The 15,526-nt window shown below is 66.0% G+C and carries 13 protein-coding genes; all 13 read left to right on the top strand.

Going from position 1 to position 15,526, the window contains the following annotated elements; genetic code table 11:
* Window positions 1-264: 264 nt before the first annotated feature.
* From AC19YR_RS08440 to AC19YR_RS08380, 13 genes are read left to right on the top strand one after another with little or no spacing between them, the layout of a single operon-like run.
* The gene (locus AC19YR_RS08440; protein WP_095110739.1) at window positions 265-1,617 is read left to right on the top strand and encodes a UDP-glucose dehydrogenase family protein; all 1,353 of its coding nucleotides are present in this window, start codon (window positions 265-267) and stop codon (window positions 1,615-1,617) included.
* Window positions 1,614-2,696: an NAD-dependent epimerase gene (locus AC19YR_RS08435; RefSeq protein ID WP_095110740.1), complete on the top strand. Its 1,083-nt coding sequence runs from the start codon at window positions 1,614-1,616 to the stop codon at window positions 2,694-2,696. The genes AC19YR_RS08440 and AC19YR_RS08435 overlap by 4 nt, the downstream gene beginning before the upstream one ends.
* Window positions 2,693-3,436, top strand: a complete 744-nt coding sequence (locus AC19YR_RS08430; protein ID WP_500597962.1) for a sugar transferase — start codon at window positions 2,693-2,695, stop codon at window positions 3,434-3,436. The genes AC19YR_RS08435 and AC19YR_RS08430 overlap by 4 nt, the downstream gene beginning before the upstream one ends.
* A gap of 1 nt (window position 3,437) precedes the next feature.
* Window positions 3,438-4,085, top strand: a complete 648-nt coding sequence (locus tag AC19YR_RS08425; RefSeq protein WP_500597961.1) for a CpsD/CapB family tyrosine-protein kinase — start codon at window positions 3,438-3,440, stop codon at window positions 4,083-4,085.
* A 21-nt stretch (window positions 4,086-4,106) separates the two neighbouring features.
* Entirely contained in the window at window positions 4,107-5,129 is a 1,023-nt protein-coding gene (locus AC19YR_RS08420; protein ID WP_095110743.1) for a polysaccharide biosynthesis/export family protein, read from the top strand.
* A gap of 16 nt (window positions 5,130-5,145) precedes the next feature.
* Window positions 5,146-6,726, top strand: a complete 1,581-nt coding sequence (locus AC19YR_RS08415; protein ID WP_095110744.1) for a GumC family protein — start codon at window positions 5,146-5,148, stop codon at window positions 6,724-6,726.
* A complete protein-coding gene (locus AC19YR_RS08410) occupies window positions 6,723-7,811 on the top strand; it encodes a glycosyltransferase family 4 protein (protein ID WP_500597959.1) in 1,089 nt (362 codons plus the stop codon). Before AC19YR_RS08415 ends, AC19YR_RS08410 begins: the two co-directional genes overlap by 4 nt.
* Window positions 7,808-9,181, top strand: coding sequence for an O-antigen ligase family protein (locus tag AC19YR_RS08405; RefSeq protein ID WP_500597958.1), 1,374 nt, complete (start codon window positions 7,808-7,810; stop codon window positions 9,179-9,181). The genes AC19YR_RS08410 and AC19YR_RS08405 overlap by 4 nt, the downstream gene beginning before the upstream one ends.
* Window positions 9,178-10,143 (top strand): glycosyltransferase family 2 protein, encoded by a 966-nt coding sequence (locus AC19YR_RS08400; RefSeq protein WP_500597956.1) that lies wholly within the window; start codon window positions 9,178-9,180, stop codon window positions 10,141-10,143. Before AC19YR_RS08405 ends, AC19YR_RS08400 begins: the two co-directional genes overlap by 4 nt.
* Window positions 10,136-11,272, top strand: a complete 1,137-nt coding sequence (locus AC19YR_RS08395; RefSeq protein ID WP_500597954.1) for a glycosyltransferase — start codon at window positions 10,136-10,138, stop codon at window positions 11,270-11,272. The genes AC19YR_RS08400 and AC19YR_RS08395 overlap by 8 nt, the downstream gene beginning before the upstream one ends.
* Before the next feature lie 11 nt (window positions 11,273-11,283).
* Complete coding sequence (locus AC19YR_RS08390) at window positions 11,284-12,285, top strand: polysaccharide deacetylase family protein (protein WP_500597952.1); 1,002 nt, start codon at window positions 11,284-11,286, stop codon at window positions 12,283-12,285.
* Complete coding sequence (locus AC19YR_RS08385; RefSeq protein ID WP_095110749.1) at window positions 12,282-13,586, top strand: lipopolysaccharide biosynthesis protein; 1,305 nt, start codon at window positions 12,282-12,284, stop codon at window positions 13,584-13,586. Before AC19YR_RS08390 ends, AC19YR_RS08385 begins: the two co-directional genes overlap by 4 nt.
* A complete protein-coding gene (locus tag AC19YR_RS08380; protein ID WP_500597950.1) occupies window positions 13,583-15,502 on the top strand; it encodes a hypothetical protein in 1,920 nt (639 codons plus the stop codon). The genes AC19YR_RS08385 and AC19YR_RS08380 overlap by 4 nt, the downstream gene beginning before the upstream one ends.
* Window positions 15,503-15,526: the final 24 nt, after the last annotated feature.

The following is a 15,526-nucleotide window of genomic DNA, read 5'->3' as shown; positions in this document are numbered from 1 at the left end:
CTCATTTCTGACGCAGACGGCTGCGCAGCCCTTCCAAATCAAGGCCTACAGCCGTTCGTCGTGTAAATCTGGCGAGAGGCTTTCACAGAAAAATGGGCTAAATCCCCGACCGCAAAGCAATTCATGGTCATTGGCAGAGCGTGGGAAAAAGATCGTCCGATAAAAAACATGTCATTTCATTGACACGATTTTTCCAGGCTGATCTATACCAACTCCAAGGTATTAATTCTATTTAGATAAATTGATTATTTAAGAGGCGTGAATATGGACGTCAGCGTATTCGGCACGGGCTACGTGGGCCTGATTCAAGCAGCCGCTTTGGCTGATATCGGCCATCGCGTGCTCTGCGTGGACACCGACGCCCAGAAGATTCGCCAGCTCCAGCAAGCCGTGCCCCCCATCAGCGAACCCGGCCTGTCGCTGATGCTCGAAGACAACATCAAGCACGGCCGCCTGCTGTTCAGCACCCAGGCCAGCGACGCAGTGGCCCATGCCACCCTGGTGTTTATCGCGGTGGGCACCCCGCCCGACGAAGACGGTTCCGCTGACCTGAGGCATGTGCTGGAGGTCACCCGGCAAATCGCCCAGCACATGGCTGCCGACCGTACCCTCATCATCAAATCCACCGTGCCGGTGGGCACCGCCGACCAGGTACTGGCCTGCGCCCGCGCCGAACTGCAACGCCAAGGCAAGCCAGAGCTGTGCGTGCGGGTGGTATCCAACCCCGAGTTCCTCAAGGAAGGCAGCGCCCTGCTCGACTGCATGCGCCCCGACCGGATCATCATCGGCACCAGCGACCCCATCGCCCAGGCGCAACTGGCCGACCTGTACGCACCACTGTGCCGCAACCACGAAAAACTGATGGTGATGGACAACCGCAGCGCCGAACTGACCAAGTACGCCGCCAACGCCATGCTGGCCACCCGTATCAGTTTCATGAACGAGTTGGCCAACCTGTCCGAACACCTGGGCGCGGATATCGAGGCGGTGCGCAAAGGCATCGGCTCGGACCCACGCATTGGTTACCACTTCATCTACCCCGGCTGCGGCTTTGGCGGCTCGTGCTTTCCCAAGGACCTGCGTGCCCTGCTGCACACCGCCGACCACAACGGCATGCCGCTGCGCCTGCTGCAAAGCGTGTGCGACGTCAACGACAGCCAGCGCAACATCCTCTTGGGCAAGTTGCGCGCCTACTTTCCCGAAGGCCTGGGCGGTAAATCGATCGCGCTCTGGGGCCTGGCCTTCAAGCCCAACACCGACGACATGCGCGAAGCCCCCAGCCGCTACTTGATGGAAGCCCTGTGGCACGAGGGTGCCACAGTGCGTGCCTTCGACCCCGAGGCCATGGCCGAATGCCGGCGCCTGTACGGCTATCGCGATGACCTGCAACTGTGCGCCACCCGCGACGACACCCTGGAAGACGCCGACGCCCTGGTGATCTGCACGGAATGGAAGAACTTTCGTGTGGTGGACTTCCCCTGGTTGGCCAGCAAGTTGCGCGCGCGGGTGGTGATCGACGGGCGCAACCTTTACAACCCCGAGCACATCGCGGCCGCCGGGCTGCACTATCGCGGCATCGGCCTACGCCACGTGGCCCCGCAAGAGGCCGCGAAGTGAAGGTCCTGGTCACCGGCGCCGCCGGGTTTATCGGCGCCCATTGCGTGTTGCGCCTGTTGCGCGACGGCCATCAGGTGCTGGGCCTGGACAACTTCAACGGCTACTACGACCCGGCGCTCAAGGAAGCGCGGGTGCGCTGGGTGCGCGAGCAGGCCGGGGACTTTGCCCTCGAACGCCTGGACCTGGCCGATGGCGTGGCTATCGACCAGTGGTTCGCCCGCGAGCAACCCGAGGCGGTCATCCACCTCGCCGCCCAGGCCGGGGTGCGCTACTCCCTGGAAAACCCGCGGGCCTATGTGGACAGCAACCTCACCGGGTTCCTCAACATCCTCGAAGGCTGCCGCCAGTACCCGGTGCGGCACCTGATCTACGCCTCGTCCAGTTCGGTGTACGGCGCCAACACGCGCACGCCCTATTCGGTGCACGAGGGCGCCGACCACCCACTGTCGATGTACGCCGCCAGCAAAAAAGCCAATGAGTTGATGGCCCACAGCTACAGCCACCTGTTTGCGATCCCTTGCACCGGCCTGCGCTTTTTTACCGTGTACGGCCCCTGGGGCCGGCCGGACATGTCGCCGATCCAGTTCGCCCGGGCCATCAGCGAGGGCCGCCCGCTGCAACTGTTCAACCACGGCCTGCACCTGCGCGACTTCACCTACATCGACGACATCATCGAAAGCCTGGTACGCCTGCTTGATCGGCCGCCCCAGGGCAACCCGCAATGGGCCGGCGACGCCCCGGACCCGGCCACCAGCCTGGCACCCTGGTGCCTGTACAACATCGGCGGGCAACGCCCGGTGGCGCTCAAGGCTTACGTGGCACTGCTGGAAAAACACCTGGGCCGCCAAGCCCGCGTCGAGTTACTGCCCCTGCAACCGGGGGATGTGCTCGACACTTGCGCCGATGCCGCGCCGCTAGAGCGCGCCAGCGGTTTTCGCCCACGGATCGCGCTGGACGAAGGCCTTGGGCGCTTCGTGGCCTGGTTTCGTGACTACTACCCCTTGCCCGATGTTGAGACACCACAAAACCGTGGAGCTTCGTCAGCGGCAGCGACCCATAAGCCGTGGAGAACCCCATGACAGGCCAACAATCCCATGCCACCACCCAACTGCGCCGCGACAAGCGCCTGGACGCCACCCACCGCATGCGCCTGGACGCCGCCATCCACCGCCAGGGCCGCGGCTGGCTCACCGGCCGCGAGGGCGGGCGGCCCTGGAGCCTGTCGCGCACCAACCGCGTGCTCGCCTGCCTCGGTGCCGTGGCCTTGCTGGTGCTGCTCTCGCCCCTGCTGCTGGCCCTGGCCGCCCTGGTCAAATGGAGCAGCCCGGGGCCGGTGTTTTTCGTGCAACAGCGCACCGGTTATCGCGGGCGGATGTTCGGCATGTACAAGTTGCGCACCATGGTCGCCAACGCCGAAGAGCTCAAGGAATCGCTGCGCTACCTGAACAAGCACGGCAGCGAGGCCATCGACTTCAAGATCGACCGCGACCCGCGCGTGACCCCGATCGGGCGCTGGCTGCGGCGCAGCAGCCTCGATGAACTGCCCAACCTGTTCAATGTGGTCATCGGCGACATGCGCCTGGTGGGCCCGCGCCCCACCTCCTTCAATGCCTACCGCTACCAGGACAACCACTTGGTACGCCTGAGTATTTATCCCGGCATCACTGGCCTATGGCAGATCAGCGGGCGCAGCAACATTGATTTCGACCAACGGGTAGAACTGGACCTGAGCTACATCAGCCAACAGAGCCTGATGCTGGACATGAAGATCCTGTTGAAAACCCCTTTCAAAGTGTTCAGCGGCCAAGGAGCAAGTTGAGATGGACGGTTCAACCAGCAAAAGCCCCACCTTCGCTCAACCCAGCGAAACCAACCTGACCTCGGCCCTGCTCGACCCGGACCTGCGCCTGTTGCTCATCACCGCCGCCAACACCGGCGATGGCACCAGCACCAGCGCCCTGGCCCTGGCCGGCCAACTGGCACAGATGAGCTGTGGCCGCGTACTGCTGCTGGACGCCTGCCAGGATAGCCACAACCTCAGCCAGCAACTGGGCCTGGGCCGCGAGCGCGGTTTTCGCGACTTGCTGTTCGATTCCCAACCACCGCCCCTGGTGCAGGACTGCATTGTCCAAGTGCCTAACCTGCCCTTCGACGTGATGCCCAATGGCCGCTCGCCGCGCGACGCCAGCCACTTGCACAGCGAGCACCTGCGCCCGTTGCTCAAGCAGTTGGGCGGCAAGTACCGCTTTGTGGTGATCGACGGCGGCGCGGTGTACTCGGCGGCCGACGCCCTGGTCATCAGCCCCCTGGTGGACGGCGTCATTCTCGTGGTGCGCGCCGAAGACACCCGCAGCGAAGTGGCCCAGGCCGCCACCCAGCGCCTGGCCCAGGCCGGGGCCAAGCTGATCGGCAGCATTTTCAATGGCCGCAAGTACTACATGCCCAAGTGGCTGTACGACAACCTCTGAGCCGCCACGAAGGATGACGCCATGAACACCCGACTGCTTGTCCTGCTGTTGCTGCCGCTGGCCGGTTGCACCAGCCATACCGAAACCCGCAGCACCCCGGTGCAGATCCTCACCGCTGCGCCCGCCAACGCCCAGGCCACCGATATCGGGCAAGTGGAACAAACCCTGCGCCCGCAGGACGTGCTGGAAGTGATCTTCCATATCGGCACCAGCGGCTCCAACGCCTACCAAGTGCAGGCCGGCGACCAAGTGGCGCTGACCTTCAACGCCGCCAGCCAGCTCAACGGCAATCGCCTGGTACTGCCCGACGGCACCATCGACCTGCCCGGCGCCAATGCCTCGGCGAAAATCGCTGGGCTGACCAGCGAGCAGGCGCGCGAGGAGATCCAGCGCATCTACACACAAAAGAGCCTGTTCAAGCCCAACCGCAACCAGTTGTCGGTGCAGGTCACCAGCCCGATGACCAACGAACAGAACCTCAAGAACACCCTTAACCACCCGGCCACCGGCATGAGCCGCGACATCACCGTGGGCACCGACGGCTACGCCAGTTTCCCCGAGATCGGTGCCCTGCCCCTGCAAGGCATGACCCTCAACCAATTGCGCGACCAACTCAACCAGCGCTACGCCCAGCTACCGGGGCGCATGACGGTGGATGTGCTGCTCAAGTCCACGGCGGGCAACGAGGTGTATGTGCTGGGTGAAGTGGGCATGCCCGGGGCGTACCCGATCCGCCGGCCGGTGTCGATCCTCGAAGCCCTGTCCCTGGCCCGCGGCCCCAGCATCAAGGCGCAACTGGGCTCGGTGGTGGTGATGCGGCGCAAGGGCAACCAGGTCGAGGCCTACCACTACGACGTGGCCAAGGCCCTGGAAGGCGATGCCACGCAAATGGCCTACCTGCAACCGGACGACATGCTGTTCGTGCCCAAGACCGGGTTGGCCAGCGCCGGCGAAATCGCCCGGCAACTGGCCGACGTGGTGCTGTTCCAGGGCATCGGGTTCAGCGTCGGCTATGACCTGAACGACAACAGCAATGACAACTAAAGCGCAGGTGCCCGCCATGAATCCCCAGGAAAACTACCTGCACGAGTTCTTCAGGATCCTGTTCGCCAACCGGCAACTGGTCAAACGGGTGTTCCTGCTGTTCGCCGTGATCGCCCTGCTGCTGCCCCTGTTGCTCAAGCAGAGCTTCGACATCACCGCCCAGGTCATCGTGCAGTCGAAAAAACTCTCGCAAAGCGACACCGCGACCCTGCTGGCCCAGGACACCGACAAGTTCGTGCAACCGTCGCTGTCGGACATGGAGACAGAGAGCAACATCCTGCGTTCGCCCACCCTGATCCGCCAGACCATCAGCCAGTTGCGCGAACGCGGCGAATACACGCCGCCCAAGGGCCTGCTCAGCCGCTGGGTGATGCGCCCGCTACGCGAGCAGGTACTCACACCCTTGCGCGAGCATCTGGTCAACCCAGCGCGCCAGGCCTTGGGCATGGAGGTGGACCCGCCGCGCGATAACACCCTGGACATGCTGGTGGAGAACGCCCTGCATAACCTCAAGGTGGAAACCCTGCCCGGCTCCAACGTGATCTCCATCACCTACCGCTTTGCCGACCCGACCCAGGGCACCCTGTTCGTCGCCCAATTGCTGGATAACTACCTGCAAAACCGCCAGGACCTGCAATCCAATGACCTGCCGCAGACCTTTTACGAGCAGAAGAAAAGCCAATACCGCGCGCGCCTCGATGGCCTGGAAGGCAATCGCCTGGGCCTGCTCGAAGGCATCGGCGCCTCCGACCCCAAGGAGGAAATCACCTTTCGCCTCAACGCCATCAACGTCGAGGAACAGGCCCTGAACCAGGCCCGCGACCGCTTGCTGCAAGGCCAGCAGTGGCTCGATTACCTCAAGGCCAGCCTGGCGGCGGCCAGCAGCCGCGACTTCACCTTCCCCTACACCTTCACCACCACCGTGGACAACCTCACCTATCAGGACCGCGAAATCGGCCAGATGGTCGAGCAACTGACCACCCTGGTGGCGCGCTACAACAGTGACCTGGCGATCTTCCAGCCCGGCAGCGAGCCGATGCTGTTGATCCGCGAGCAGATCAGCCGCGCGCGCCAGCAGTTCCTCAAAGTGGTCAACAACCGCATCCAGGAACGCAGCAGCGACCTGGACATCGTCCGCTCGGTGGTGGCGCAGAAAACCCAGCGCATCGCCGACTTCAAGGCGCGCATCCACCAACTGCAAGAAACCCTGAGCAAGCTGCGCCAGATGGACACCGAGATCGACGCCTTACACGCGGCGTTCTTCACCTATACCCAGCGCTATGAGGAAAGCACCCAACGGCCCCAGGACAACGGCCTGTCCAACGCCCGTGTACTGAGCCCGCCCTACGAGCCCACCGAAGCGGCGTTCCCCAAGCCCATGCTGATTATTCCGTTCGGCCTGCTCACCGGCCTGCTGCTGGCGATCACCCTGGTGTACCTGCGTGAGTTCTTCGACCACCGCTTCAAACACCCGGCGCAGATCACCCGGCAACTGGACCTGCCGGTGCTGCTTGTCATCAACGACCAGCAGCACGAGCAACCCAACCCGCACCCCAACTGGTCGATGCCGCGCCTGATGCACTGGGTGCGCAATTGAACAGCGCCGTCGAGGCTGCACTGCCGATCATCCACCTGCTGGGCAGCGGTGGTTTCTACGGCGCCGAGCGGATGCTGCTGGACCACTGCCTGGCGACGGCGGGCCGGCATCAGGTGCTGTTCCTCGGCGCGCCGGCGCCGCTGGTAGCGCGTTTTCGCGCCGCCGGGGTGCAGTGCCATGACTGCCCCGACCTGAGCACGCTGCTGCGCAGCCTGCATCGGCAAAGGGCCCAGCGGCCGTTGCTCAATGCTCACAATTTCAAGGGCCTGGTGTTCGGCTGGCTGGCGGCCTTGCTGTGGCGCCTGCCGTTGGTCATCACCCAACACGGCTTTACCCCGCGCAGCCGCAAGCAGCGCCTGTACACCTGGCTGAGCCTGCAACTGTGCCGCACCCGCGTGGTGGACCGGGTGGTGTGCGTGGCCGAGAGCATCGCCGTGCTGCACCGCCAGGCGCAGGTACGCGCGGACAAACTGCACGTCATCCCCAACGGCTTGCCGGCCGCGCTGGCCGCGCTGCCCAGCAGCCCGGGCGAGCACCCCTGGCTGGCTGGTTTTGTCGGGCGCCTGAGCCAGGAAAAAGGCCCCGACCTGTTCCTCGATGCCTTGATCCCGCTGTGCCGGCAACACCCCACGCTGAATGCGGTGATGCTCGGTGACGGCCCCGAACGCGAGGCCTTGCAGGCGCGTATCGACGCTGCCGGGTTGGCGGGGCGCATCCACCTGCCCGGTTACCAACACGACATGCAGCCCTGGTGGGCGCGGCTCAATGCGCTGGTCATCAGTTCGCGCACCGAAGGCACGCCGATGATCCTGCTCGAAGCCATGCAGGCCGGCGTGCCGGTGGTGGCCTTCGCCGTGGGCGGGATTGGCGACGTGATCGTCGATGGCCACAACGGCTTGCTCGCCCCGGGCCTGGACAGCCCCGCGCTGGCACGCCAGCTCACCTGCCTACTGGAGCAGCCGCAACGCGCCGGGCAATTACGCGACAACGCCCGCCACACCCAGCGCGAGCGCTACGACCTGGCCGCACTGGCCGGGCGTTGGGGGCAGTTGTACCTGAACACCGCACGGGGCGCACGGCCATGATCGTGCCACTGTCGCTGGTCGCCCTGGTGGCGCTGTTGGCCCTGGCCTTATTGGCCAGCCCTTTTCCGTACCTGGCACCCGGCGCCGTGCTGGGGTTGCTGGGCGTGGTGCTGCTGTATCGGCGCCCGGCCTGGGGCTTGCTGGCGTTGGTGGCGGTGCTGCCGTTCGAGGGGTTGTTCCGCGACAGCAGTTTTTCCGCGGCCAAGTTCCTCGGGCTGTCGCTGATGCTGGTGCTGGCGCTGCAACTGGCCCTGCGGCAAATCCCCGCCAGCCACTTGCGCAGCAACCTGTGGCCGCTGCTGCTGGGCTTCAGCGCCCTGTACCTGCTGAGCCTGTGGGCCTCCGATGACCGCCAGGCATCCCTGGGCGACCTGCGCAACCTGCTGGTGGGCCCGGTGGTGTTCGTCATCACCCTGGTGCTGGGCCGCGGGCTGAACCTGGGGCTGTTCTGCCGCTTGACGGTACTGGGCATCGCCCTGACCTGCGCCATGGCCCTGCTCTCCAGCCACTTTCAAGACGAGGGCCGCGCCGCCGGCCTGCTCGACGACCCCAACCTGATGGCGATGATTGTCGCCTTTGCCGTGCCCCTGGCCCTGTTGCTGGCGATTCACAGCCACAGTGCCGGGCAACGGCTGCTCTGGCTGGGCTGCACCGGGCTGTTGCTGGCGGGCATGACCGCCACGCAATCGCGCTCGGGGCTGCTGGTGCTGCTGCTCAGCCTGGGCCTTGGGGTGTGGCATTACCGCTCGCACCTGCCCGGCATTCGCCCACGGCACTTGGGGTTCGCCATGCTGGCCCTGGCCATTGCCGTGCCCCTGGCGGCCTACACCGTGCCGGCGTCCTACTTTGCCCGTATGCAGTCGTTGGCTGCGCTGGGGGGCAACGTCAGCACCCAGGCCGACGAATCCCTGGGCCGGCGCGCCTCATACGTGTTGGTGGGGGGGCAATTGATCCTGGAGCACCCGTTGCTCGGCGCCGGCCCCGGCACTTTCCCCCAGCATTACGCCAACAGCGGTTACGCCAAGCTGTTCATTGCCTCGCACCGCAAACCCGGCGACCTGCTGCGCGAAGCCCATAACACCTACCTGGGGCTGCTGGCCGAAACCGGCATCCCGGCGGCGCTGCTGTTTATCGCCATGATTGCCCTGGGCCTATGGAATTTCCTGCGCGCGCGCGCCCTGTGCCTGCGCCGGGGCGCCCACGAGCAGGCCGACCTGCTCACTCACCTGGGCATCAGCCTGTTGGTGCTGGCCCTGTTTTTGTTGTTCCTCAGCGTGCCCAACCTCAAGTACCTGTGGATCATGCTGGCGCTGTCCGCCGTGCTGCGCCAACAGGTGGAACAGGCCACACGCCAGGAGGCGCGGCCATGACCGGGATCAGCATCGTCATACCCATGTACAACGAAGCGCGGCACATTGGCCGCACCTTGCAGGCCGCGCGCCTGGCGGCACGGGCGGCTGGCCTTGAGTGCGAGCTACTGGTGATGGATAACGGCTCCCAGGACCAGGGCCCGCAGATCGCCCGCGACTGCGGTGCCCGCGTGTGGTCGCTGCCGGGCCTGGCCATCGGCGCCCTGCGCAATGCCGGCGCGGCCCAGGCGCAGGGGCAATGGCTGGCGTTTATCGACGCTGATATCGAAATGCCCCCCGACAGCCTGGCACTGCTCACCGGCCTTGAGGCCAGTGGCCAGGCCGATGTGCTGGCGCTTGATTGCGACACCCCGGCCCAGGCGCCGTGGTTCGCCTGTGCCTGGCAGCGGCGTACCCTGCGCCCGGCCCATCGCCCGCGGCCACCGGCGCCGTGGCTGCCCAGCGCCAACCTGCTGATGCGCCGCCACTGGTTCGAGCAGGTCGGCGGCTTCGACGAACACCTGCGCACCGGCGAAGACAAGGACCTGACCCAGCGCCTCAGCCGCGCCGGCGCACGCCTGCTGGCGGTCAACGACAGCCTGGCGCTGCACTGGGGCTATGAAGTCAATTGGCGCGAATGGATGGGCAAGGAGCTGTGGCGCCAGGGCAGCCATGTGCAACTGCTGCGCAGCCGTTTCAACTGGCGCCTGCTGCGCTTGCCCCTGCTCTCGCTGGGTGTGTGGGCCCTCGATGCCCTGGCCCTGGCGGCGCTGTTCGCCGGCCAGGCGCGCCAGGCCTTGTTCCTTTTGCTGCTGACCAGCCTGCCGGCGCTGGCCCTGAGCCTGCGCCAAAGCCTCAGTCACCGCGACCCCTGGCTGAGCCTGCAACTGTGGGGCCTGCACTGGGTACGCCTGCACTTGGCGGGCGCCGCGTTCGTGCTCAGCCTGTGTCATTGGAAAGCAAGGAGACCTGCCCGTGGCTGAAGTGATTTTCTGGTTGTGCCTGCTGTTGCCGTTCTATGCCTACGTCGGCTACCCGCTGCTGCTGACCTTGTTGGCGCCGCTGTTCAAAGCACGCCGGGTCGAGGCCGCCCGGCCGATGACGGTGAGCGTCATCATTGCCGCCCACAACGAGGCGCGGCATATCGAAGACAAGCTGCGCATGCTGCTGGTGCAGGATTACACCCCCCTGGGTCTGCAAATCATCCTGGCCAGCGACGGCTCCAGCGATGACACCGTGGCCCGTGCCCAAGCCGTGGTCGACCCACGCATTGAAGTGCTCGACCTGCCACGCCGGGGCAAGACCGCCACCCTCAATACCGCCGTGGGTCACGCCACGGGAGAGATACTGGTATTCACCGACGCGGACAATCAGTGGGCCAGCGACACCCTGGGCCACTTGCTCGCACCGCTCAACGATCCCCAGGTTGGGGCGTGCGCCGGGCACATGAGTATTCCGGTGCCGGGCAACGGCCTTAGCCTGGGCGACAGCCTCTACCGTCATTACGAGGGCTGGCTGCGGCGCATGGAAAACCGTACCGGGTGCATGGTGTCTGCCGACGGCGCGCTGCTGGCCCTGCGGCGCGAGTTGCTGCAATGGATCCCCGCCGAAGTCAACGATGACTTCTTTCTCAGTACCTGCGCGGCCGTGGGCGGCAAAACCATCGTCTACGTCGAATCGGCGCGGGTCACCGACCAGGGCGTCGATCAAGCCAACAGACAGTTTCGCCGCCGCCAACGGGTGACCGTAGGCGGCCTGCAAAGCCTGGCCCAGCGCAGCGAACTGCTCAACCCGCTGCGCCACGGCCTCTACGCCGTGGCGCTGATTAGCCACAAGCTGCTGCGCCGCCTGGCCCCGGTGCTGCTGGTGCCGCTGCTGCTGAGCAACCTGTGGCTGTGGGGCGAGCATGGCTTCTACAACCTGGCCTTGATCGCCCAGGTGCTCGGCTATGGCGTGGCCATCGCCGGGTTGCTGGACGTGCGCCATCGCCTGCCCAAGCCGTTTCGCCTCGCTGCCTTCGTGGTGGTGACCCTGGCCGGGATGAGCGCGGGCCTGTGGCAGTTCCTGCGGGGCCATCGTTACCCCCAGTGGACCCCCGACGAAAACCGCTGAGGACGGCGCCCATGGCTATCAAACAACTCGTCAAGCGCAGCGCCGGCTGGCTCTACCTCAACACGCCCCGGCCAGCGGCGCCCTTGCGCGGCGCCGGGGTGATCCTAATGCTGCACCGGGTGCTGGCCGACGACACCAGTGCCCTGCTCGCTCATCGCACTGAGCTGTGCATCGGCCCTCAGGCGTTCGAGCATTTGTTGCGTTGGCTCAAGCGCCATTTCGACTGTGTACCGCTGATGGACTTACTCACCGCCCCCGTGCGCGCCGCGCGGCCACGGGTGGCCTTGACCTTCGACGATGGCTGGCGCGACAACGCCATCAACGCCTTCCCCTTGCTGCAACACCATCAGGTACCGGCAAGCATTTTCCTCTCCACCGACTTCATCGGCAGCCGCCAGTGCTTCTGGTGGGAAAGCGTCGGCGAAACCCTGTGGGGCAGCTTCGGCGCCCAGGCGCGGCAGAACCTGATCGAGCACCTCTACGGCATCGGCCGCCCCGTGCCCGTCGCCCTGCTCGACAGCGCCACCGAGCCACAACGCAGCCAGGCCCTGGCCCAGTACCTGCAAAGCCTCAAGGCCATGTCCGCGCAAGGCTTGAGCCAATTGGCCGACGCCTGCCCCGCCCAGGGCACGCCCCAGGCACTGGACTGGCAACAGGTGCGCCAGTTGGAAGATTCCGGGCTGGTGCGTTTCGGCCCCCATGGCGCCAGCCACGCCATCCTCACCGGGCTGGACGATGAGCAATTGGAGCATGAGTTGCGCCGCAGCCACGAAGCCCTGCTGCGCGGCTGCCGCCAGCCGCTGCCGGTGTATTGCTACCCCAATGGCAACCACGACACACGGGTACGCGAACGCGTGGCCGCCCACCGTTACCCCTATGCCCTGGGCACCCGCCCAGGCGTCTGGCGCGGCGCCCACGACCCACTGGCACTGCCGCGCATCGGCGTCAGCCAGCACACCGCCCACCACCCGTCGCTGCTGGCCTGGCGCATGTATCAAGGGGCACGGCCATGACCCGCAGCCCCTACCTGCGGCACCTGGCCATGAGCATGGGCACCCGCGTGGCGATGATCGTCCTGCGCTTGCTGCGTAACGTGCTCCTGGCGCGCATCCTGGGCCCCAGTGAGCGGGGCCTGTTCGCCCTGCTCAGTGCCCTGCCCGAACTTATCAGCGCGGTCACCAGCGGCGGGCTCAACTCGGCCATCGCCTACCAGGCCGCCCAGCAACGGGCCATGGGTTTGCTGCTCAGCCAGGTATTGGTGTTCGGCTGCCTGCTCGGTGGGCTGGCGACCTGGCTGGGGGTGTGGCTGCTGCGCGAGTTCGGCGCCAGCCTTGAGATCACCCGGCAACTGGGCCTGCTGGCCTGGTTGCTGCTGCTGGCGGTGCCGTTGGCGGTGCTCAAGAACGGCCTGCTCAACCTGCACAATGCCTCCGGCGGGGTGGAAGGCTACAACGGCTTGCGCCTGATCGAGTCCGCCGCGCCGCTGCTGCTGTTCCTGGCGTTGTTCTGGATGTGGCAAACCGCGGCCCTGGAAGCGGCGCTGATAACCTGGCTGGCGGGGCTGGGGCTGGTGGTAGCGGTGGGCTGCTGGTGGCTTTCGCACAACCACGAACTGGCCCTGAGGTGGGACCGCCAGGGGCAAAACGAACTGCTGCACTACAGCGCCAAGAGCCACCCCGAAACCCTGTTCAGGCAGGTCATCTCGCGGGCCGATTACCTGTTCATCAGCACCCTGTTGGGCAGCACCGCCCTGGGCTTCTATGCCATGGCCAGCGCCGCCGCCGACCTGCTGACCATCGTCACCGAGGCCGTCACCACCCCGCTGATGAAACGCCTGTTGCAACAGGGCGAAGGCATCGAGAGCCTGACCGCCATGGCCCTGCGCCTAACCAGCACCGTGATGATCTGCGCCTGTGCCGGCATGGCGCTGCTGGGCGAATGGCTGATCGTCACCTTGTTCGGCGCCGAATACCGCCCCGCCTACCCGGCGCTGTTGGCCCTGCTGCCGGGCAGCCTGGGGCTGTGTTTCGTCAGCACCCTGCGCCTGGACCTGTTGGGCAAGAACCGCCCCGGCAGCATCTCCCTGGCCACCGGCCTGGGGGCCCTGCTCAACCTGGTGCTCAACCTGGTTCTGATCCCCCGGTACGGCATCGTTGGCGCCGCCATAGCTTCGTCCGCCACCTATTTGGCGGTGGCCGCCTGCCTGCTGGCGCTGTACTGCCGGCTCAACCGGGTGCCGGTGTGGCAGACGTTGTTCATCCTGCCCGGCGATTTGGTGTCGGTACGCAACCTGCTCACCCGGAGCCCGGCATGAAAGCCATGGCCCTGCTGCTCGGCCTGCTGCTGTGCCAGGGTGCGGCGGCGCAGGCCCTGAGCTGGGCGGCGATCCGCGATGGCAGCCTGTATCTGCAAACCGGGCAAGGCGACACCCTGGCCGTCAGTTGGACCCCAGCCTGGCAAGCCGATGCCAACCAGGAGCACCTGTACCTGCTGGACGGCCAGGGCCGTCTGCACGCCGAGCGCGTGATCGACGCCGACGAAACCCGCGGCCGCCAGCGCTGGCCCCTGGCCGCCGGCCGCTATCGCCTGGAGATCCCCGGCTACAGCTTCCGCCGCTACCGGGTAGAGCACGATGAACGAACCGCAGCCCTGTACGCACCGGTCAAGGTTCACTTCAACGCCGAACTGCCCGCCGACACCGAGCTGTACTTCAAGGTGGGCGCCGGCGAGCGGGCCTTTCTCGCGGGCAAGTTCCATGGCGGGGTGCGCGCCCTGCAAGCCGAACGCCTCGCCGATGGCCAGCGCCTGGCCCTGGCACTCAAACCCTACCCGCAGCACTGGCATTTCGACCAAGTGGCCCTGCCCGTGGCCACCACCGAGCAGGTCTGGCGCCTGCGCCTGCTGGGCAGCGGCAAGGCGGCGTTCTGGCTCGATGGCACGGCCAACCTGTTCGCCCAGCGCCCCGAACACCTGCAACCGCTGCGCGAGGACGACGGCCAAGTGCGCCTCACGCTGTACGCCGACGTGCTGGGCAGCACGCCGCGCCTGGGCAGCGGGTTGCCCTATGAACGCCTGCCGCCCGCCACCCATGAAGCGGTCCAGGCCCTGGGCCTGCGCACCGCCGGCTATTACAGCTTTGTCGATGTGGTAGGCAACCGGCCGCAGTTCGAAGATAAATTCCGCCAGCTCTACCGCGAACGGTTTGCCATCGACCACGACCTCACCCTGATGGCCGCCACCGGGCGCAAATCCGACCTGGTGGCCGACGACACCACCCAAGCTGCGCTCCAGGCCTGGCTGGCGAGCACCGTGGCCATGGCGAAGCCTGGGCTGCACTACATCAGCTTTGCCGACGAACCCAATGCCAGTTACCGCAACTACAGTTCCTTTCAACAGCTGTTCGACAGCCTGGCCTGGCAGGTGCGCCGCTACCCCGGCGCCCACGAAGCCGGCGTGCGCATCGCCATGCCCGCCAGCTCGCGCTTCGTCAACGGCCCGTTCTTGCCAAACGCCCGTGACTACCGGGGCATCGACTGGGCCCGGCGCCTGTTGCAGAACTCGGGGGAAAACGTCGACGCCCTGGCTTGGCACGAATGGATGGTGCGCGACCTGTTGGCCACCCGCACCTACCGCGACGCGGTCCGCCAGGCCGCCCAACTGGTGGGCCTGGACAGCGATGGCCGCCCGCGCAAGGCGCTGCTGCTGGACCAGACCAACATCTCCAGCGGCGGCTCGGTCAGCCCCTATGAACAAGACACCCACTTCGCCTCACTGTGGTGGGCCTCGGTGGTCATCAACGCCAGCCAGGACGGCTTGCTGGACATGCTCAACTGGTTTTTGCTGGCCGATGAAGACGACCACCTCAAGGGTTTGCTGCGCCCGCGCGCCGACGGCAGCTTCGAGCTCAAACCGGTGGGCCTGGCCCAGCAATTCATCAGCCAGCACTGGCTGGGGCAGGTACTGCGCCTGGACAACGACGCCTTTGAAGTCGATGTGCTGGCCATGGCCAGCGCCCAGCAGCGCAGCCTCCTGGGGGTGAACAAAGCCAACCGCCAGCAGCACATCAGCCTGCAAGGTTCCCAGGTTCAGTGCCCGCCCGCCGACAGCCAACTGCTGTACATGGGCGACGACAGCGTCAGCCGCAAGGCGCCCTTCGACTGCCAGGATGGGGTGGTGCGCTTCACCCTGCCCGGCCAAACCCTTTTTGCCCTGACATGGAACGTTATATGACCGCTCACCCTGCACCCCACGCGG

The sequence above is a fragment of the Pseudomonas sp. MF08817 genome (genome assembly GCF_059862705.1).
The sequence above is the reverse complement of the archived record's forward strand: the minus strand, read 5'-3'. Positions and strand labels throughout refer to the sequence as shown.

Bases quoted from the DNA above. Each gene is read 5' to 3' on its own strand.
- AC19YR_RS08440 (WP_095110739.1), top strand. From the start codon at position 265: ATGGACGTCAGCGTATTCGGCACGGGCTACGTGGGCCTGATTCAAGCA.
- AC19YR_RS08430 (WP_500597962.1), top strand. From the start codon at position 2,693: ATGACAGGCCAACAATCCCATGCCACCACCCAACTGCGCCGCGACAAG.
- AC19YR_RS08425 (WP_500597961.1), top strand. From the start codon at position 3,438: ATGGACGGTTCAACCAGCAAAAGCCCCACCTTCGCTCAACCCAGCGAA.
- AC19YR_RS08420 (WP_095110743.1), top strand. From the start codon at position 4,107: ATGAACACCCGACTGCTTGTCCTGCTGTTGCTGCCGCTGGCCGGTTGC.
- AC19YR_RS08415 (WP_095110744.1), top strand. From the start codon at position 5,146: ATGAATCCCCAGGAAAACTACCTGCACGAGTTCTTCAGGATCCTGTTC.
- AC19YR_RS08405 (WP_500597958.1), top strand. From the start codon at position 7,808: ATGATCGTGCCACTGTCGCTGGTCGCCCTGGTGGCGCTGTTGGCCCTG.
- AC19YR_RS08400 (WP_500597956.1), top strand. From the start codon at position 9,178: ATGACCGGGATCAGCATCGTCATACCCATGTACAACGAAGCGCGGCAC.
- AC19YR_RS08390 (WP_500597952.1), top strand. From the start codon at position 11,284: ATGGCTATCAAACAACTCGTCAAGCGCAGCGCCGGCTGGCTCTACCTC.
- AC19YR_RS08385 (WP_095110749.1), top strand. From the start codon at position 12,282: ATGACCCGCAGCCCCTACCTGCGGCACCTGGCCATGAGCATGGGCACC.
- AC19YR_RS08380 (WP_500597950.1), top strand. From the start codon at position 13,583: ATGAAAGCCATGGCCCTGCTGCTCGGCCTGCTGCTGTGCCAGGGTGCG.